Annotated in this window: 16 protein-coding genes and 1 tRNA gene; 8 read left to right on the forward strand and 9 right to left on the reverse strand. The window is 70.8% G+C overall.

Annotation, left to right across the window (positions count from 1 at the left end):
* Positions 1-110 precede the first annotated feature (110 nt).
* From ACFVTR_RS16205 to ACFVTR_RS16215, 3 genes are read left to right on the forward strand one after another with little or no spacing between them, the layout of a single operon-like run.
* Entirely contained in the window at positions 111-1,712 is a 1,602-nt protein-coding gene (locus tag ACFVTR_RS16205) for an ATP-binding cassette domain-containing protein (protein ID WP_387038945.1), read from the forward strand.
* On the forward strand, positions 1,688-3,262 hold the full coding sequence (locus ACFVTR_RS16210) for a hypothetical protein (protein WP_387038948.1): 1,575 nt from the start codon (positions 1,688-1,690) through the stop codon (positions 3,260-3,262). Before ACFVTR_RS16205 ends, ACFVTR_RS16210 begins: the two co-directional genes overlap by 25 nt.
* Before the next feature lie 57 nt (positions 3,263-3,319).
* Positions 3,320-3,607: a DUF3039 domain-containing protein gene (locus ACFVTR_RS16215; RefSeq protein ID WP_387038950.1), complete on the forward strand. Its 288-nt coding sequence runs from the start codon at positions 3,320-3,322 to the stop codon at positions 3,605-3,607.
* A gap of 34 nt (positions 3,608-3,641) precedes the next feature.
* On the opposite strand, the gene ACFVTR_RS16220 is transcribed toward ACFVTR_RS16215, so the two are convergent.
* Positions 3,642-4,961 carry a nicotinate phosphoribosyltransferase gene (locus ACFVTR_RS16220; protein WP_387038952.1) on the reverse strand — a complete coding sequence of 440 codons (1,320 nt, stop codon included), beginning with the start codon at positions 4,959-4,961 and terminating at the stop codon, positions 3,642-3,644.
* Between the two features lie 82 nt (positions 4,962-5,043).
* Here ACFVTR_RS16220 and murI point away from each other — a divergent pair, with 82 nt between their 5' ends.
* From murI to rdgB, 3 genes are read left to right on the forward strand one after another with little or no spacing between them, the layout of a single operon-like run.
* Positions 5,044-5,889: a glutamate racemase gene (murI, locus tag ACFVTR_RS16225; RefSeq protein ID WP_376947596.1), complete on the forward strand. Its 846-nt coding sequence runs from the start codon at positions 5,044-5,046 to the stop codon at positions 5,887-5,889.
* Positions 5,886-6,653 carry a ribonuclease PH gene (rph, locus tag ACFVTR_RS16230; RefSeq protein ID WP_376947598.1) on the forward strand — a complete coding sequence of 256 codons (768 nt, stop codon included), beginning with the start codon at positions 5,886-5,888 and terminating at the stop codon, positions 6,651-6,653. The genes murI and rph overlap by 4 nt, the downstream gene beginning before the upstream one ends.
* A gap of 2 nt (positions 6,654-6,655) precedes the next feature.
* Entirely contained in the window at positions 6,656-7,333 is a 678-nt protein-coding gene (gene rdgB, locus ACFVTR_RS16235) for an RdgB/HAM1 family non-canonical purine NTP pyrophosphatase (RefSeq protein ID WP_387038955.1), read from the forward strand.
* A 9-nt stretch (positions 7,334-7,342) separates the two neighbouring features.
* Here rdgB and ACFVTR_RS16240 read toward each other — a convergent pair whose 3' ends face one another.
* On the reverse strand, positions 7,343-8,158 hold the full coding sequence (locus ACFVTR_RS16240) for an alpha/beta hydrolase family protein (protein WP_387038957.1): 816 nt from the start codon (positions 8,156-8,158) through the stop codon (positions 7,343-7,345).
* 154 nt (positions 8,159-8,312) lie between these two features.
* Here ACFVTR_RS16240 and ACFVTR_RS16245 point away from each other — a divergent pair, with 154 nt between their 5' ends.
* Positions 8,313-9,239 carry a cation diffusion facilitator family transporter gene (locus tag ACFVTR_RS16245; protein ID WP_387038958.1) on the forward strand — a complete coding sequence of 309 codons (927 nt, stop codon included), beginning with the start codon at positions 8,313-8,315 and terminating at the stop codon, positions 9,237-9,239.
* Between the two features lie 27 nt (positions 9,240-9,266).
* On the opposite strand, the gene ACFVTR_RS16250 is transcribed toward ACFVTR_RS16245, so the two are convergent.
* The 3 genes from ACFVTR_RS16250 to ACFVTR_RS16260 all read right to left on the reverse strand — a co-directional run bounded on the left by ACFVTR_RS16250 (position 9,267) and on the right by ACFVTR_RS16260 (position 13,556).
* On the reverse strand, positions 9,267-11,630 hold the full coding sequence (locus ACFVTR_RS16250) for an arylsulfatase (protein ID WP_387038961.1): 2,364 nt from the start codon (positions 11,628-11,630) through the stop codon (positions 9,267-9,269).
* 307 nt (positions 11,631-11,937) lie between these two features.
* A complete protein-coding gene (locus ACFVTR_RS16255) occupies positions 11,938-12,702 on the reverse strand; it encodes a DedA family protein (protein ID WP_387038964.1) in 765 nt (254 codons plus the stop codon).
* Between the two features lie 179 nt (positions 12,703-12,881).
* Positions 12,882-13,556, reverse strand: coding sequence for a heme oxygenase (biliverdin-producing) (locus ACFVTR_RS16260; RefSeq protein WP_387038966.1), 675 nt, complete (start codon positions 13,554-13,556; stop codon positions 12,882-12,884).
* Positions 13,557-13,659: 103 nt separating this feature from the next.
* On the opposite strand from ACFVTR_RS16260, the gene ACFVTR_RS16265 reads away from it, so the two are divergent.
* On the forward strand, positions 13,660-14,529 hold the full coding sequence (locus ACFVTR_RS16265) for an LLM class flavin-dependent oxidoreductase (protein WP_387038968.1): 870 nt from the start codon (positions 13,660-13,662) through the stop codon (positions 14,527-14,529).
* Between the two features lie 7 nt (positions 14,530-14,536).
* Here the strand turns inward: ACFVTR_RS16265 and ACFVTR_RS16270 are convergent, their stop codons facing one another.
* The 4 genes from ACFVTR_RS16270 to ACFVTR_RS16285 all read right to left on the reverse strand — a co-directional run bounded on the left by ACFVTR_RS16270 (position 14,537) and on the right by ACFVTR_RS16285 (position 17,235).
* The gene (locus tag ACFVTR_RS16270; protein ID WP_387038970.1) at positions 14,537-14,806 is read right to left on the reverse strand and encodes a hypothetical protein; all 270 of its coding nucleotides are present in this window, start codon (positions 14,804-14,806) and stop codon (positions 14,537-14,539) included.
* A gap of 31 nt (positions 14,807-14,837) precedes the next feature.
* Positions 14,838-15,797 (reverse strand): glutathione synthase, encoded by a 960-nt coding sequence (locus ACFVTR_RS16275; RefSeq protein ID WP_387038972.1) that lies wholly within the window; start codon positions 15,795-15,797, stop codon positions 14,838-14,840.
* A gap of 35 nt (positions 15,798-15,832) precedes the next feature.
* The gene (locus ACFVTR_RS16280; protein ID WP_387038975.1) at positions 15,833-17,014 is read right to left on the reverse strand and encodes a flavohemoglobin expression-modulating QEGLA motif protein; all 1,182 of its coding nucleotides are present in this window, start codon (positions 17,012-17,014) and stop codon (positions 15,833-15,835) included.
* Positions 17,015-17,153: 139 nt separating this feature from the next.
* A tRNA-Leu gene (locus tag ACFVTR_RS16285) sits at positions 17,154-17,235 on the reverse strand.
* Positions 17,236-17,247 lie beyond the last annotated feature (12 nt).

The raw sequence follows: 17,247 nt of genomic DNA on the forward strand, positions 1-17,247 counted from the left end.
CTGCCGAAGGCACCGGTGCGGGGGCGCCTCGAAAGAGCGGAACCGTGCCGGGGGCCTCGAGCAGCGATGCTTCGAATGCCCGAAAGAGCACCGCGAAATCCGCGAAGACGATGACGCCCGCCGAACGTGCGGCCGCCCGATCGGCCGCCGCGAAGAAGGCTGCCGCGACCCGCCGTGCGAACAAGGCGGCCGCCGCGGCCGAGGCGGCAGAACAGGGTGTCGTCGCAGACGCCGTCGACTCGAAGCGCACCGGCGCGTCGAACGCCGCGTCCTCTGCTGCGCGGACGGTGCGCGGCGCCGGAGCGAAGGCCGCGCGCACGCCGCGCGACTCGGCCGCGAAGAGCTTGGCGAGCACGCCGGGCGACCGCAGCCGGGCGACCGCCGCGGCCAGTGCGCAGCGCCAGGCGCAGCAGCGCGTCGCCGCGTCGATCACCACCGAGACCACGGCGGCCGAGCGGGCCCCGCGCAAGCCGGCCGACCAGACGCTCCCCGCGGCGACGAGCGAGCCGCCCGTCGTCGCCGAGCGCGACGAGCCCGGCCGTGACGAGATCGACGAGACCACCACCGATCGACGCACCCCGGTCGCCGAGGTCCGCGCCGCCGCGGCCGCAGTCGCCGCGAGCGAGGCCGCGCAGGCCGAGACCGCCACGCCCGACGAGGCCGAGCCGGCCGTCGAGGCCGATGCTGAGCCGCTGGCCGAGGCTGAGCCGGTGGCTGAGGCTGAGCCGGTCGTCGAGGCTGAGCCGGTCGTCGAGGCCGAGCCCGTCGAGGCGGAGACGGTGACCGAACCGGCCCCGGCCGACGCGACGCCGGTCGACGACACGTCGGCGATCGAGGCATCCGCACCGCTCATCGCGGCGCAGTCGGTCGCCGTGATCCCCGCGAAGAAGAATGCGGCCCCTCGCAAGAAGCGCACCCTGCGCGTCGCACGCCCGGCGCCGGCGGCCGGCACGCCGAACGTGCTCTCGATCACCGGGCTCGTGAAGCGCTTCGGCGAGAACACCGCCGTCGACGGCATCAGCCTCGACGTGCGCGCCGGCTCGTTCTTCGGCATCGTCGGGCCGAACGGCGCCGGCAAGACGACGACGCTCTCGATGATCACGGGGCTCCTGCGGCCCGATGCCGGCACCGTCCGCATCCACGACATCGACGCATGGGCCGACCCGCACGCCGCCAAGCGCGCGACCGGCGTGCTGCCCGACCGACTGCGGCTGTTCGACCGGCTGACGGGCGCGCAGCTCCTCTACTACTCGGGCGTGCTGCGCGGGCTCGACAACCGCACCGTGCGCGAGCGCAGCGCCGACCTCATCTCGGCCTTCGGCCTCGACGACGCCGTCGACCGGCTCGTCGCCGATTACTCGGCGGGCATGACCAAGAAGATCGCGCTCGCGTGCGCCATGATCCACTCGCCGCGACTGCTCGTGCTCGACGAACCCTTCGAGTCGGTCGACCCGGTGTCGGCGGCGAACCTCACTGAGATCCTCGAGCGCTACGTCGCCGGCGGCGGCACCGTCGTGCTCTCGAGCCACGGCATGGACCTGATCGAGCGCGTCTGCGACTCGGCCGCGATCATCGTCGCCGGCCGGGTGCTCGCGGCGGGCACCCTCGACGAGGTTCGTGCGGGCCACACCCTCGAAGACCGATTCGTCGAGCTCGCGGGCGGGCGCAAGGCAGCGGAAGGCATGGAATGGTTGCACAGTTTCTCCGACTGAAACTGCGCCTGCTGGCGAACATCTTCCGCCGCAGCACCTGGCAAGTGGTCGGCATCGTGCTCGGCCTCGTCTACGGACTGGGTCTCGCGCTGCTGCTCTTCCTCTCCCTCGTCGGGCTGCGCCTGGTTGAAGACGTGGCGGTCATCCGCGACGTGCTGGTGGTCGCCGGCGCCGCGACCGTGCTCGGCTTCATCGTGTTCCCGCTCGTGTTCGGCACGGAAGACACGATGGACCCGCGTCGATTCGCCTTCTTCGGCCTGCCCGACCGCACCCTGGCCTTGTCGCTCGCGGTCGCGGGGCTCATCGGCATCCCCGCGCTCGTGCTCGCGATCGTGCTCCTCGGCACGGTCGTCACCTGGTCGCGCGGCGTCGCCGAGACGCTCCTCGCGCTCATCTCCGCGGCGCTCGCCTTCGCCACCTGCCTGCTGCTCGCCCGGGTGACGACGGCGCTCGCCTCGTTCCTGCTCTCGACGCGGCGTTCACGTGAGCTGATGGGGGTCATCGGCCTGCTGCTCATCGTCATGCTGTCGCCGATCATCGTCGTGCTCGTCACGCTCGACTGGGCGAACTCGGGGCTCGAGATCCTCGGCGTCCTCGGCGACATCCTCGGCTGGACCCCGTTCGGCGCCGTCTTCGCGGTGCCCGGTGACGCGGCCGCCGGCGCGTGGGGGCCGGCCATCCTCGAACTGCTGATCGCCGTCGCCACGCTCGCTCTGATCTGGCTCGCCTGGCAGTCGCTCGTCGCGAAGATGCTCGTGACCCCCGGTCGCGAGGCCTCGGCGAAGAGCTACCGCGGGCTCGGCTGGTTCGACCGGATGCCGCATGGCGCGACCGGTGCCGTCGCGGCGCGCAGCTTCACGTACTGGTTCCGCGACGCGCGCTACTGGGTGTCGATCGTGATGGTGCCGATCGTGCCCGTGCTCGTCATGGTGCCGCTCGGCGTCGCCGGGGTGCCGATGCAGTACCTCGGGCTCATCCCGGTGCCGCTGATGTGCCTGTTCCTCGGCTGGAGCCTGCACAACGACACCGCGTACGACTCGACCGCGATCTGGCTGCACATCACCTCGGGCGTTCGCGGCAACGCCGACCGACTCGGACGACTGGTGCCGGTGCTCGTCGCCGGCGTGCTCGTGATCGGGCTCGGCAGCGCGGTCACGGTCTTCGTCCTGAACGACTGGCGGCTGCTGCCGTCGCTGCTCGGCGTGAGCACGGCGCTGCTGCTCGCGGGCCTCGGCGTCGGCTCGATCACCTCGGCGCGGTTCCCGTACCCGGCGGTGAAGCCCGGCGACAGCCCGTTCCAGCAGCCGCAGTCGACGGGCGGCATCACCGCGCTCGTGCAGTCGCTCACGATGTTCGCCTCGGTGCTCGTCGCAGCGCCGGCCGCGATCTTCGCCGCGCTCGGCATCCTCGTCGACCCCGGATGGCACGCGGCCGCCTTCGCCTCCGGCGTCGGGCTCGGTCTCGTGGTGCTCGTCGTGGGCGTCTGGTGGGGCGGGCGCGTGTTCGACGCCCGCGGGCCCGAGATGATCGCCGCCGCGATCCGCGCGTGAGCCGTGCGTCGTGGCGGGGCGGCGACGACCTTGTGATCGACGCGTAGAATCGAGCGCATGATCCACACCGTGCGCGCGAGCATCGCCGACCCCGGTCAGCCGGGTGGCGGCACCGACGTCCTCGACCGCGAACTCGAGAAGCTCCTCAACGAAGAGGCCATCGAGCCGGGCGATCACGAGCGCTTCTCGCACTACGTCCAGAAGGACAAGATCCTCGAGTCGGCGCTCACGGGCAAGCCCGTGAAGGCGCTCTGCGGCAAGAAGTGGACCCCGGGCCGCGACCCCGAGAAGTTCCCGGTCTGCCCGAGCTGCAAAGAGATCTACGAGCGGATGAAGTCGCAGTAGTCCGCCTCGACGCTCCGCCGAGTGGGCCCGCGTCTCAGCGGTACGTCGTCGGGATCACCGGCTCGCCGCGACCGAGCCGGAACGCCTCGATCGGCAGCTCCTGCATGACCTCGGCGCGGTGGGCGCGGGCGGCGGCGGTGCCGGCGGTGCCGAGGAACGCCGGGTCGACCTCGCCCTTCGAGACGAGCTGCACCATCAAGGGGCGCAGCTTGTCGCCGGCGTCGAACTCGGCCTCGCCGCCGGGGCCGTCGCCGACGAACACGAGCTCCTCGCGGGCGGTGCGGGTGGCGTCGAGACGGCGGGCCGCGTTCTTGCGGCCGCCCACACTGGCCTTCTGGGTCGACGCCTTCGCGACCGGGATCCACGCGCCGGCATCGTCGCGTCGGGCGACGAGCTTGTAGACCATGCCGGCCGCGGGGAACCCGGATCCGGTGACGACCGCCGTGCCCACGCCGTACGCGTCGACCGGGGCGCCCGACAGCCCGGCGATCGTGAACTCGTCGAGGTCGCTCGTGACGGTGATGCGCGTGTCGACGGCGCCGAGCGCGTCGAGCTGTTCGCGTACCGCGGCGACGACGGTGGGCAGGTCGCCAGAGTCGATGCGGACGGCGCCGAGCTCGGGGCCGGCGACCTTCACGGCGAGCTCGACGCCGCGGGTGATGTCGTAGGTGTCGACGAGCAGCGTGGTCTTCGGACCGAACGCCGCGACCTGGGCGCGGAACGCGTCCTCCTCGCTGTCGTGCAGCAGGGTGAAGGCGTGCGCGGCGGTGCCCATCGTCGGGATGCCCCAGGTGCGCCCCGCCTCGAGGTTCGACGTCGCATCGAAACCGGCGATGTACGCGGCGCGGGCGGCGGCGATCGCGGCGCGCTCGCTGGTGCGGCGCGAGCCCATCTCCGAGATCGGGCGGCCGAGCGCCACGGAGACCATGCGGGCGGCGGCGCTCGCGACCGAGGAGTCGTAGTTGAGGGTCGAGAGCACGATGGTCTCGAGCATGACCGCCTCGGCGAAGCTCGCCTGGATGGTCAGGAGCGGCGAGCCCGGGAAGTACGCCTCGCCCTCGCGGTACCCCCAGATGTCGCCCGCGAAGCGGTAGTCGGAGAGCCAGTCGATCGTCGCCGGCCGCACCACGTCGTGCTCCTGGAGCCACTGGAGCTCGGGATCCTCGAAGCGGAAGCGCTGCACGAGTTCGAGCAGGCGCCCGATGCCGGCGACGACGCCGTAGCGGCGGCCGTCGGGCAGGCGTCTGGCGAACGCCTCGAAGAGGCTCTCACGGTGGGCGGTGCCGTCGCGCAGGGCGGCATCGACCATCGTCAGTTCGTAGCGGTCGGTGAAGAGGGCAGCTGAGCCGGTCACGCACTCGAGCCTACTGGGGCGGCCGGTTCCGGCGGCGGTGTGCCGCCACCGCGTGCCGCGGACTCGCCTAAGCTTGAACCTCGTGACGGATGCACCGATCGGAATCTTCGACTCGGGGGTCGGTGGACTCACCGTCGCCCGTGCCGTCAAAGACCAGCTGCCGAACGAGTCGATCCTCTACATCGGCGATCTCGAGCACTCGCCCTACGGGCCGAAGAAGATCGCCGACGTCCGCGGCTACGCCCTCGCCGTGCTCGACGACCTCGTCGCGCAGGGCGTGAAGATGCTCGTGATCGCCTGCAACACGGCCTCGGCGGCCATGCTGCGCGACGCCCGCGAGCGGTACGACGTACCCGTCGTCGAGGTGATCCAGCCTGCGGTGCGCCGTGCCGTCGCGGCGACCAAGACCGGCCGGGTCGGCGTCATCGGCACCCAGGGCACGGTCTCGTCGCGCGCCTACGACGACGCCTTCGCGGCAGCGCCCCACCTCGAGCTCTTCTCGCAGGCCTGCCCGCGCTTCGTCGAGTTCGTCGAAGCCGGCGTCACGACCGGCGACGAGCTGCTCGCCGTGGCCGAGGAGTACCTCGCGCCGCTGCGCCGGGCCGACATCGACACCCTCGTGCTCGGCTGCACCCACTACCCGTTCCTCAAGGGCGCCATCTCGTACGTCATGGGCGAGGGGGTCACCCTCGTCTCGAGCGATGTCGAGACCGCGAACGACGTGTACCGCGTGCTCGTGAGCGGCGGCATGGAGCGCCGCGCTCCCGAGCCGCCGAGCTACCGCTACGAGGCGACCGGCCGCTCGACGAGCGCCTTCCTCGACCTCGCCCACCGACTCATCGCCCCCGAGATCCCGAGCGTCGAGCTCGTGCAGACGGGTGCGGTCACCATCCCAGACCGAGAACAGCTTCGACAGGAGAACCTATGACCGAGGCATCCGCCGCCGCGATCGTCCGTGCCGACGGGCGCACCCCCGACCAGCTGCGCGAGGTGACCATCGAGCGCGGCTGGAGCGCCCACGCCGAGGGCAGCGCGCTCATCTCGTTCGGGGGCACCAAGGTGCTCTGCACGGCGAGCTTCACGAACGGCGTGCCGCGCTGGCTCAACGGCAAGGGCAAGGGCTGGGTCACCGCCGAGTACGCGATGCTGCCGCGCGCGACGAACACGCGCAACGACCGCGAGAGCGTGAAGGGCCGCATCGGCGGACGCACGCACGAGATCAGCCGCCTCATCGGCCGCAGCCTCCGCGCCGTGGTCGACATGAAGGCGCTCGGTGAGAACACCCTCCAGATCGACTGCGACGTGCTGCAGGCCGACGGCGGCACCCGCACGGCGGCGATCACCGGCGCGTACGTCGCGATGGCCGACGCGATCGAGTGGGCCCGCGGCCAGAAGTTCATCGGCCAGAAGTCGACCCCGCTCATCGACACCGTCTCGGCGGTCTCGGTCGGCATCATCGACGGCACGCCGATGCTCGACCTCGCCTACGTCGAAGACGTGCGCGCCGAGACCGACATGAACGTCGTCGCCACCGGCCGCGGACTCTTCGTCGAGGTGCAGGGCACCGCCGAGGGTGCGCCGTTCGACCGGCGCGAACTCGACTCGCTGCTCGACCTCGCGCTCGCCGGTACCGCGTCGCTCACCGAGCTGCAGCGCGCCGCACTCGCCGCGTCGCTCGCGGCGGGGGAGTGAGCGTGGCGGCGTCGGGCGCCGGCGAGGCCGCCGCGCTCGAGGTCGTGCTCGCGACCCACAACGCGCACAAGGTCGCCGAGTTCCAGCGCATCCTGGGCGAGCAGATGCCCGGCATCACCGTGCTGCCCTACGACGGACCCTCGCCCGTCGAGGACGGCACGAGCTTCGCCGCGAACGCACTCATCAAGGCGCGCGCGGCAGCGGCCCACACCGGTCGCATCGCGCTCGCCGACGACTCGGGCATCGCGGTCGACGTCATGGGCGGGGCGCCCGGCATCTTCTCGGCGCGCTGGGCCGGGCACTCGGCGGGCGACGTCGAGAACGTGAAGCTGCTGCTCGCGCAGCTCGGCGACGTGCGCCGGCCGAACCGCGGGGCGGCGTTCCACTGCACGATCGCGGTGGTCGTGCCCGCGGCGCTCACCGGCGCGGCGTCGGCCGGTGAGCCGGCCGACGAGGAGTTCGTCGCCGAGGGGCTCTGGCGCGGCGCGCTCGCCTACGAGCCGCGCGGATCGCACGGGTTCGGCTACGACCCCGTGTTCGAGCCCGAGGGGTACGAGGTCACGGCGGCCGAGCTGCTCCCCGAGCAGAAGAACGCGATCAGCCATCGGGCGCGCGCCTTCGAGGCGCTCATCCCCGAGCTCGAGCGGATCGCCGAACGAGTCGGGGCCGCGGCCGAGTAGTCCGCGCACTCACCCGGTCACGAACGCCGCCACCCGGTCGGCGAAGTCGTTGAACGCGGTGCCCGTGGTGAGCATCGCCCATCCGTGACCCACGCCATCGGCGACGATGGTGATGTCGTCGCTCGCGGTCGCGTCGGCGAGCTGCTGCAGCTCGCCGACGTCGACCGAGGTGTCGCCGGGCGCGACGGCGAGGAGGAGCGGCGCGGTGAGGTCGGGCGCGTCGCCCATCGAGTCGTAGCCGCGGAACGCGATCGGTCCTGACAAGTCGACGACCCCGTCGAGCAGGCCGGTGCCGCCGTCGCGTCCGCCCGCGACGATCGCCGCCGTGCCGCCCATCGAGGCGCCCACGACGACGACGCGTTCGGCGCCTTGCTCGCGCGCCCAGTCGGCGGCGGCGAGGATCGCGTCGGCGCCCGCGTCGACGACGTGGTTCGCGTCGCGGGGGCACTCGGTCTCGCCGTAGCCGCAGGAGTTCACGAGCACCACCTGCACGCCCTGCTCGGCGAGCGTCGAGGCGTAGGGCCAGAATCCGCACTCGTCCTGGTTGCGCTGGTGCGCGAAGATCGCGGTGGTCGTGCCCTCGCCCGCGACGCCGACGTCGAAGCGCGCATCGCCGACGGGCAGCCACATCGCGGTGGAATCGATGCCGGTGTCGCCGCAGCGCTCAGAGGGCGACTGCGGCGCCGCGGCGGCGGCCTGGTCGGTCGAGACTGACGCGTCGGTCGAAGTCCCGACGCTCGGGCCGGGGTCCGCAGCGCATCCGGAGAGCGCGGCCGCGAGGCATCCGATGGCGAGGGCGATGGCGAGCGTTCGACGCGACGGCATGCCCCGCAGCCTAGGGCCGGCGGCTCGGGTGCCGCGACCCCGGGAGCGCGTTCGCCGGGCCGCTTCTGCTGCCATGCCGATGAGAACGCGACTCATTCCTGATTGGGGCGAATCGACCCGAACCGCCCTCCACCCGACCTACGCTGGGAGGGACATGGCACACGATCACTCCCACGACCACGCCGCGACCGCGAACCGCACCCGACTCTGGATCGCGATCGCGATCATCGGCGCATTCGTCGTGGTGCAGGTCGTCGGCGGCATCGTGAGCGGTTCGCTGGCCCTGCTCGCCGACGCCGGGCACATGACGAGCGACCTCATCGGCCTCGTCGTCGCGCTCGTCGCCGCCTTCGTCGCGGCCCGGCCCGCGACCGACCGGCAGACCTACGGGTTCCGGCGGGCCGAGGTGTTCGGCGCGCTCATCAACGGCGTCATCCTGATCGTCGTGGCGGTGAGCGTCACGATCGGTGCGATCGGCCGGCTCGTGACGGGGGCCGAGGGCGAGGCGCACGAGGTGCAGGGCGGCCTGATGCTCGTCATCGCCGTCGTCGGTCTGGCCGCGAACATCGCCGCGATGCTCGTGCTGCGTGGCGGCGCGAAGGACTCGATCAACCTGCGCGGCGCCTACCTCGAGGTGCTCGGCGACACGATCGGCTCGGCACTCGTGATCGTCGCCGCGATCGTCATCCTGCTCACCGGATGGAGCGCGGCCGACCCGATCGCCTCGCTCGGCATCGCGGTGCTCATCGTGCCGCGCGCCCTGTCACTGCTGCGCGACGTCGTGCGGGTGCTCAGCGAGGGCGCGCCCGCCGAGACGGATGTCGCGGAGATCCGCGAGCACATCCTCCGCACCCCCGGCGTGGTCGCCGTGCACGACGTGCACGTGTGGCAGATCACCTCTGGGCAGCCGGTGTTCACCGCGCACGTCGAGGTCGAACCCGAGGTCTTCGAGTCGGGGCGCACGGGTGCGCTGCTCGACGAGCTCGGCGGATGCCTCAGCGAGCACTTCGACGTCGCCCACTCGACCTTCCAGCTCGAGCCCGGCGGCCGCGCCGAACAGGAGCAGGGTTCGCACTGCTGAGGCGCGCCGCTCGAACGAGCGGATCGGTCATTGGCGGGCGATGGAGATCCGGTATCGTTCGTCGGCGCTGATCAGGTGATCGACGTCCGCGGCGTCCTTGCCGGTGGCGAGCTGCACCCATCGAACAGTGCCGGAGAATGTGCTCGATGCGCTGGTGTAGTCGACGCTGACCGGGGAACCGGTGTCGCTCCCGAGGTCGACGGTCTCGTCGGCCGAGAAGATGAGCGGCACGGTCGCGTCGACCCTGCCCTCGCCGACGGGCGCACCGTCGAGGTACAGGCGCACGGTGCCGCCCTTGCCGAGACCGCCCCCGTCGTAGTCGAACTCCACCCGGAGCTGTCGCACCCCCGGGGCGAGGGTCTCGGAAGCTGAGATGACGAAACGCCGGAGGCCCATCAGGTTGTAGCAGTACCTCGGCGTTCCGTCGACCGCATACAGCGACCATCCGCCGAAGGCCCCGCCCTGTGCGATGACGACGCCGTTCGCACCTGTCGTCGGCACGTCGACCTCCGCAGTCACCGCATGCGAGACGTTCTTGATGTTCAGCACGGAGCCTTCGCTCAACCTCCGCATTCCGCCGGAGAGCATCTGCCGGTTGCCTCGCACCAGTTGGGGTCGGCCCGCCATGCCGGCGTCGAACCGCTCGATCCGTCGATCGTCCAACGGGAGCACGTGGTTCTTCCGGGCGATCTCGAGCCAGAGCGCCTTCAGCTCGTCGAGCTTGTCGGGACGGGACGCCGCGAGATCTCGTGCCTGGCTCCAATCGTCCGTGTCGTAGAGCTCCCAGACGTCGTCGTCGAGCGCCGGCATCGGCGCGGTCACCCACGGTGTCGAGTGCCGGGTGACCGCCGTCCAGCCGTGGTGGTAGAGGCCTCGGTTGCAGAACATCTCGAAGTACTGGGTCGTCCGCTGGTCGGCGGCGGCGCCGTCGTCGAAGGCGTAGCGCATGCTCACGCCGTCCATCGGGAGTTGTGCGATCCCGTTGACCGAGGAGGGCTCCGGGAGCCCGGCCGCGTCGAGGATCGTCGGCGCGACGTCGATGACGTGGTGGAACTGGCTCCGCACCTCGTCCTTGGCCTCGAACCCGTTCGGCCAGCGCACGATCATTCCGGTTCTCGTCCCGCCCCAGTGCGACGCGACCTGCTTCGTCCACTGGTACGGGGTGTCCATGGCGTGCGCCCATCCGACGGCGTAGTGATTGAACGCCTCGGGGCCGCCGAACTCGTCGATGCGCTCGGCCATGAACTCGGGCGTCTCCAGCTGGAAGGCGCCGTTGAAGACCAACAGCTCGTTGAACGTGCCGTTCGGGGTGCCCTCGCCGCTCGCCCCGTTGTCGCCGACGATGTAGAACACGAGCGTGTCGTCGAGCACACCGAGATCGTCGAGATCGTCGAGGAGTCGGCCGACGTGATGGTCGGTGTGCTCCAGGAAGCCCGCGTACACCTCCATTTGACGGGAGAGCACGGGCCGGAGCGCTTCCGGGGTCGCCTCCCACGCCGGGATCTCGTCATGCCGGACGGTCAGTTCGCAGTCGGACGGCACGACGCCGAGTTCCCGCTGCCGCTGCAAGGTCCGTTCCCGTAAGGCGTCCCAGCCGTCGTCGAACTCGCCGCGGTACGCGTCGGCCCACTCCTTCGGGACGTGGTGCGGCGCATGGGTGGCACCTGGCGCGAAGTACACGAAGAACGGCTTGTCGGGCATCAACGACTTCTGTTCCCGGATCCATCCGATCGCGCGATCCGTGAGGTCCTCGGTGAGGTGATACCCCTCGGTCGGACTTCTGTCGGGTTCCACCGGTGTCGTACCCTCCCACAGCGCCGGAAGCCACTGGTTCGTCTCGCCGCCGATGAATCCGAAGAAGTGCTCGAATCCGCTTCCCGTGGGCCAGTGGTCGAAGGGCCCCATCGGACTCGACTCCCACATCGGCACCTCATGGCACTTGCCGAACTGCGCCGTGGAGTAGCCGTTCATCCTCAGCGTCTCGGCCACCGGTGCGACCGACTTGGGACGCACCGAGCTGTAGCCGGGCGCCGAGGTCGCGAGGTCCGGGATCGAGCCCATGCCCGCATTGTGGTGATTCCGACCGGTCAGCAGGGCGCTCCGCGTGGGTGCGCACAGCGCCGTCGTGTGGAAGCGGTTGAATCGCAGGCCCTCGCTTGCGAGTCGCTCGGCAGTCGGTGTCCGGCATGGTCCGCCGAATGCCGACGACGCGCCGAAGCCGACGTCGTCGAGGAGGATCACGAGGACGTTCGGTGCGCCGGCCGGCGGTCGAAGCGGCTCGATCGCCGGGAACACCGCCCGTGGGTCCTTCGCGTCCACCACGGCCACGTCGGGCACGGGTGGGTCGGGAATCGGGAGGACCCGCCGATCGACATCCTGGAAACCGCTCATCACGCCGACCTCCTCGAACGCGCGCCTTCGCTCGTCATCGAGCATTCCTCAGGATGCGGCGATCGGCCACACTCTACTCCCGGGCCGACGGACTGCGCGATCGGTCTCGGTCAGGGAAGGGGTGGCTCCCGGCGTGTGTGCACAGATCCTCCCGCGATCCGTCGAAGCTCGCCGAGCAACACGCCTGGTGCTGCGCCCGAGGCGGGCGGGCGGGCGCTCGGCGGGGCGGCCGGGGCCGGGCCGAGATGACGGATGCCCCGGGGCTGCCGCAGACGGCGGCCCCGGGGCATCCTCGAGTCTTCGACGCTCAGTGCTCGTCGTGCTTGGGGCCGCGCTCGAAGACGTCGGCGTCGAGTACGAGGTGCTCGGCCTCCTCTTCGTCGGTGATGACGTCTTCACCGGCGGCGGCCGCCTTCTTCGCCTTGCGGCGCTCGCTGAGGTAGTGCCAGAGCGTGACGAGCGCCGTGCCGCCGACGGCGGCGAGCAGGATCAGGTCGATGTACTCCTTCACGAGGTCGGCGACGAATGGGATGAAGCCGATCGCGTAGCCGAACATCGTGAGGCCGAAGCCCCAGAGCACCGCGCCGATGAAGTTGTAGAGGGTGTACTTGCCCTTGGGCATGTGACCCACGCCCGCGGCGACCGGCGCGAAGGTGCGCACGATCGGCACGAAGCGGGCGAGGATGATCGTGAGGCCGCCGAAGCGCTCGAAGAAGGCGTTGGTGCGTTCAACGTTCTTGACGCTGAACAGGCCTGACTCCTTCCGCTCGAAGATCGTCGGGCCGGCCTTGTGCCCGATGTAGTAGCCCACCTCGCCGCCGAGGAAGGCGGCGAGACCGATGAGCAGCGCCACCCACCACACGCTGATGCCGAAGACGCCGTCGGGTGAGCCGGGCAGCGGGTGCGAGAGCAGGCCCGAGATGACGAGCAGGGTGTCGCCCGGCAGCAGGAAGCCGACGAGCAGGCCCGTCTCGGCGAAGATGATGCCGCACACGACGAGCAGGGCCCAGGGGCCCGCCCCGGCGATGATCGTCTCAGGATCGAGCCAGGGGATGAGTGCGGTGTGGACCATGTGCGGTGGCTCCAGTCGTCGGACCCGCCGTGTCTCGAGACACGTGCGTGGTCAGCAGGCGGCGGGGGATTTCGTTGCAGTTTACCGAGCGCGCGCTGGGCGCGGCATCCCACTGCAGGATGACCCTCCGCTCACTCCGTGGAGTGATCGCCGCCGCCCGTGCAGGGCGCGGCGGAGGCTCAGGCCGCGAGTGCGTCGAAGATGGCACCGTTCAGGCGGAAGGAGTTGCGCACCTCGTCGATGAGCGCGTCAACCTGTGCAGGCTCGAGCGCGAGGGCGTTCATGGCCTCGCGGTAGCCGCGCTTGTATCGCACGACGCCCTCGTCGGCGGCGATGTCGAAGCGGTAGAACGCGAGCTGCTCGGGCGTCGCGCCGTAGTGGTGTGCGACGAGGCGTGCGATGGCCTGGCCGCCGGAGAGGTCGCCGAGGTAGCGCGTGTAGTGGTGCGCGAGGTAGCGCACGTCGTCGTCGGCGAGGCTGCGCAGGTGCGCGGCGTACTCGGCGGTGGCCGGCAGCGCCGGGTGCGTCTCGCGCCAGTCGGCGGCGCCGAGCGCCGCGAGGTCGGACTCGATGGCCGCCATGCGGGCGAGCTCGGGGTCGAAGACGATGGGGTCGCCGTCGCGGATGCCTCGTGCCTCGAGTGCTTCGTAGACCCAGGCGAACTGCGCGAGGTAGCGGGTGTAGTCGTCGAGCGTCAGCTCGCCGCCCATGAGCTCGGTGATGAAGCCGCGCGACTCGGTGGCGCGGTGGTCGTCGGCGGAGGCGGCGCGCACGAGCGCGGCCACGTCGAGCGGTTCGGCCTGGTCGTGCTGGGCGGCGGAGCTCGGGGCGACGGTGGTGGAGACGCTCGACATTTCGGTCCTTCGGGTGGAGAAGTTCGGCAGGTTAGGCTTACCTTACCGTGCGGGGCTCGGGATTTCAGCACTCTTGTCGGACGTCCGGCGTAACGTCGCCGCCATGCGCTACGGATTCATCTACCCCGGCAGTGATCCCGAGGTCGCCGTCGAACTCGCCGAGCTCGCCGAGCAGCACGGCTGGCACGGCTTCTTCGTCTGGGAGGGCATCTGGGCGACCGACCCGTGGTCGGTGCTCGCCGCGGCGGCCATGCGCACCTCGTCGATCCGGCTCGGCACGATGCTCACGCCGGTGCCGCGGCGCCGCCCGTGGGAGCTCGCCGGCCAGACGATGACCGTCGATCGGCTCTCGGGCGGGCGGGTGACGCTCTCGGTCGGCCTCGGCGTGCCCGAGACGGCCGAAGAGCGCTTCTGGATCTTCGAGCACGACCCGGGCCGGCGCGTGCGGGCCGAACTGCTCGACGAGTCGCTCGAACTGCTGCCGAAGCTCTGGCGCGGCGAGCCGTTCGAGCACGACGGGCCGCACTACACGGTGCGCCGAGCAGACATGATGCTGCCGCCGCCGCCAGTGCAGCCGCGCATTCCGATCTGGGCCGTCGGGGTCTGGCCGCGGCCGAAGTCGATGCGTCGCGTCGCGCGGCTCGACGGCTGGCTGCCGAACTTCGCCCCGCCCGGCGGGGGAGCGGTCGGCCCTGACGCGCAGCGCGAGTTCTTCACGCCCGAGATCGGCGCCGAGGCGATGGCCTGGCTCAAGGCCGAGCGCGAGCGGCTCGGCGTCGCCGACGAACCGTTCGACTGGGTGCAGGAGGGCACCACGGCGGGGCTCGACCCGGTCGCGGACGCCGCCGTGGTGCGCCCATGGGCCGAGGCCGGGGCGACCTGGTGGCTCGACACCGACTGGTCGGTGCCCGCCGACCGCGTCGAGCAGTACTCCCGCGAGCGGGTGGCGGCGGGGCCGCCGCACGTCGACTGAGGCCGACCTACCAGACGGTGCCGCCCCCGACCGAGATGCCACCCCACGTGAGCGCGATGAAGATCGCCGCGAACACGACGGGTGCGATGCCCTTGCCGCCCCGCGCGAGCCCCTTGAGGAGGCCGATCACGGCGAGGATCGCGGCGACGATCGAGAGGGCGCCGCCGAGGATCAGCCCGATGAACAGCGGGATGGGCATGAGCACGAGGCCGGCCAGCGCGAACCAGAACGCGGCCCAGGCAGTCGGATTCGACTGGCGTTCGATGGAGGAGGACATGCTTCATTATCGGGCGTCCGCGGCCTCCGGCTCAGGACCCCGGGCTCGCGCGGCGCTCCAGGGCTTCGATGACGGTCTCGGCGATGTCGATGTCGTAGAGCCGCTCGATGCTCTGGAACCCGCCGGGACTCTCCGCGTTGATCTCCACCACCTGGCTGCCGATCACGTCGATGCCCACGAGGAACATGCCGTCGGCGACGAGCTTGTCGCCCATCGCCTCGACGATGCCGAGCTCGGCCGCACCGACCTCCAGGGGCACCGACCGACCGCCGGTGCTGATGTTGGCGCGCGGGTCGTTGCCGGAGGGCACGCGTCGGAATGCGGCCGGCCTGCCGTCGCGCTCGAGGATGCGGCCCTCCAACAGGAAGATCCGGGCATCGCCGTCTTTCGCTCCGTCGATGAACTCCTGGATGATGGCGTAGCCGTCCTGGAATACCGCCTCCGTCATCTGTGCGAGGTTGGTCTCTCCCGGGCCGTCGATCATGAAGACGTTGCGGCCCTTGGCCCCGTACAGCGGTTTGACGACGCAATGGCCGACCTCGTCGACGAACCGCTCGATCGCCTCCGGATCTCGTGTCACCAGCGACCGTGGCCGGATCTTCTCGGGGAACTCCTCCAGGTAGAGCTTGCTGGTCGCTCGATGGAGGGTGTTCGGGTCGTTGACCACCGTCACGCCTCGCTCCGCGATCATCTGCCCGAACACCACGCCCATCGGGCTGGCCCAGGGGCGCTCCTGCAGATCGTCGATCGACTCGTTGCGCAGGACGAGTGCATCCAGCTCGTCCACGACGATCCGCTCGGCGTCGCGTGCCTTGATCCGCTCCATGAAGCTCGCGAGGGTGTCGTCGCTCTTCCATGTCGCGGTGCGAGCCGTGGCCGCGAACAGCCCGTCGTTGCTGCCGAGCTCGACGTCGCCGACGCCGATGTACCAGGTCTCGTGCCCGGCCCTGGCGGCGGCCCGAGCGAGTCGGGTGGTCGTGTACTCGTCCACCTCGGTGTCGACGTCGTTGACGAGGAATGCGATCCTCATGCTGCGATGCCTCCCTCGTAGAGGTCGGTGACCTTCGCGCCTTCCCGCAGCCGCTCCAGTCGTTCTTGTGCGCCGGGCACATCCAGCCAGCGCGGCCGAACCCACGGGGCGTGGAGCACCTCGCGGTCGAGCAGGTCCTGCACGAGGGAGATGTGGTCCAGCGCGAGCTTGCCGACGAGCAGGGCCTCGAGGCGGCTGCCCTCGGCGAGAGCGTCGAGGATGCGTGTGATCCCGCGCAGGTAGATCGCGTCCTTGACCGATCCGCCCCCGACGACGACCCGGATGGCGATGGACCACGCGGTCCGTGCCGGTATGCGGTGGTCGGTGCGCAGCGACTCGAAGATGTCCACGAAGCCGGCGCCGGCGAGCATCTCGCCGACGGCGACCACTCGCGCCGCGAGCACGCGCAGCCGCCGAGGGTCCAGCCCGCCGGTCAGGTACTCGGCGAGCACGGCGAGGCCCTCCTGGGTCTCGTCGTAGCCGGGCAGGCCGATGGTCAACAGCGTCAGCGGCTGCCGGGCGCCGTTCTGGTAGGTGACCACGTGGGTGCCGACCTCGTGGTGCAGCAAAGGCTCGACGCGGTCGGCGCGGAAGGCGGCGGACTCGGGGATGAGCAGGCGGCCGAACGACACCATCAGCTCGGAGATGTCGTCGCGTACCTCGACGCGGACCGGGAACTCCGGGTACACGGCGCGGTAGCGCTCGAACTCCGCACGGGCCGCGTCGGCGAATGCCCCGGCCGTGACGGTCTGGGTGCTCGGCGCCTGCGGGGGGATGGTCTCGAGCAGCTCCTCGGCGGCCGCGGCCAGCGGCGGGTTCACCGTTCCGTAGAGCTGGAGCGACCCGTACAGGAACCGCGACGTGTCTCGGTCCTCCAACGCGGTGATCTGCCGGGAGATCTCGTCCCGCTTCGCCCGGAAGAGCGTGTGCAGGGCCGGGTCGTCGACCTTCTCGACCTCGAGGTCGTACAGTTCACGCTGCGCAAGGTCGGGGTCGAAATCCAGCGGACGAAGCCGAAGCGTGGGGGCGGTGCCGAACTCGCTGCGTTCGAAGTCCGTCCACGCCTCCGCCGCGTTGACCGGCGTGACATTGACGAGCAGGTTCACGCGGCGCTCGATTTCGGTGAGCCGGGCGTCGATGTCGAGCGCGGGCGCCAGCTGCTCGGTCAGTGAGGACATCTCATCAACATACCCACGGGGCGTGGGGCCGGCCCACCCCTTGACTCCTCCCCGACTTCGTGTGGGGGAGCTCGTCCAGAATGCCGAGGAGGGGCCCCGACCTCCCTGAGTTTCCGGGGAGGTCGGGGCCACTACTTCGTGCGGAAGGAGGGACTTGAACCCTCACGCCCGAAGGCACAGGAACCTAAATCCTGCGTGTCTGCCGATTTCACCACTCCCGCGAGTGCCCGAAC

Origin of the sequence: Agromyces sp. NPDC058126, from assembly GCF_042884595.1 — a bacterium.
In the GTDB taxonomy this organism is placed as follows: domain Bacteria; phylum Actinomycetota; class Actinomycetes; order Actinomycetales; family Microbacteriaceae; genus Agromyces.

What these genes read in the sequence shown, in the direction of transcription:
- ACFVTR_RS16205 (WP_387038945.1), top strand. Translation starts at nt 111, where the DNA reads ATGACGCCCGCCGAACGTGCGGCCGCCCGATCGGCCGCCGCGAAGAAG.
- ACFVTR_RS16210 (WP_387038948.1), top strand. Translation starts at nt 1,688, where the DNA reads ATGGTTGCACAGTTTCTCCGACTGAAACTGCGCCTGCTGGCGAACATC.
- ACFVTR_RS16215 (WP_387038950.1), top strand. Translation starts at nt 3,320, where the DNA reads ATGATCCACACCGTGCGCGCGAGCATCGCCGACCCCGGTCAGCCGGGT.
- rph (WP_376947598.1), top strand. Translation starts at nt 5,886, where the DNA reads ATGACCGAGGCATCCGCCGCCGCGATCGTCCGTGCCGACGGGCGCACC.
- ACFVTR_RS16240 (WP_387038957.1), bottom strand. Translation starts at nt 8,158, where the DNA reads ATGCCGTCGCGTCGAACGCTCGCCATCGCCCTCGCCATCGGATGCCTC.
- ACFVTR_RS16245 (WP_387038958.1), top strand. Translation starts at nt 8,313, where the DNA reads ATGGCACACGATCACTCCCACGACCACGCCGCGACCGCGAACCGCACC.
- ACFVTR_RS16250 (WP_387038961.1), bottom strand. Translation starts at nt 11,630, where the DNA reads ATGAGCGGTTTCCAGGATGTCGATCGGCGGGTCCTCCCGATTCCCGAC.
- ACFVTR_RS16255 (WP_387038964.1), bottom strand. Translation starts at nt 12,702, where the DNA reads ATGGTCCACACCGCACTCATCCCCTGGCTCGATCCTGAGACGATCATC.
- ACFVTR_RS16260 (WP_387038966.1), bottom strand. Translation starts at nt 13,556, where the DNA reads ATGTCGAGCGTCTCCACCACCGTCGCCCCGAGCTCCGCCGCCCAGCAC.
- ACFVTR_RS16265 (WP_387038968.1), top strand. Translation starts at nt 13,660, where the DNA reads ATGCGCTACGGATTCATCTACCCCGGCAGTGATCCCGAGGTCGCCGTC.
- ACFVTR_RS16270 (WP_387038970.1), bottom strand. Translation starts at nt 14,806, where the DNA reads ATGTCCTCCTCCATCGAACGCCAGTCGAATCCGACTGCCTGGGCCGCG.
- ACFVTR_RS16280 (WP_387038975.1), bottom strand. Translation starts at nt 17,014, where the DNA reads ATGTCCTCACTGACCGAGCAGCTGGCGCCCGCGCTCGACATCGACGCC.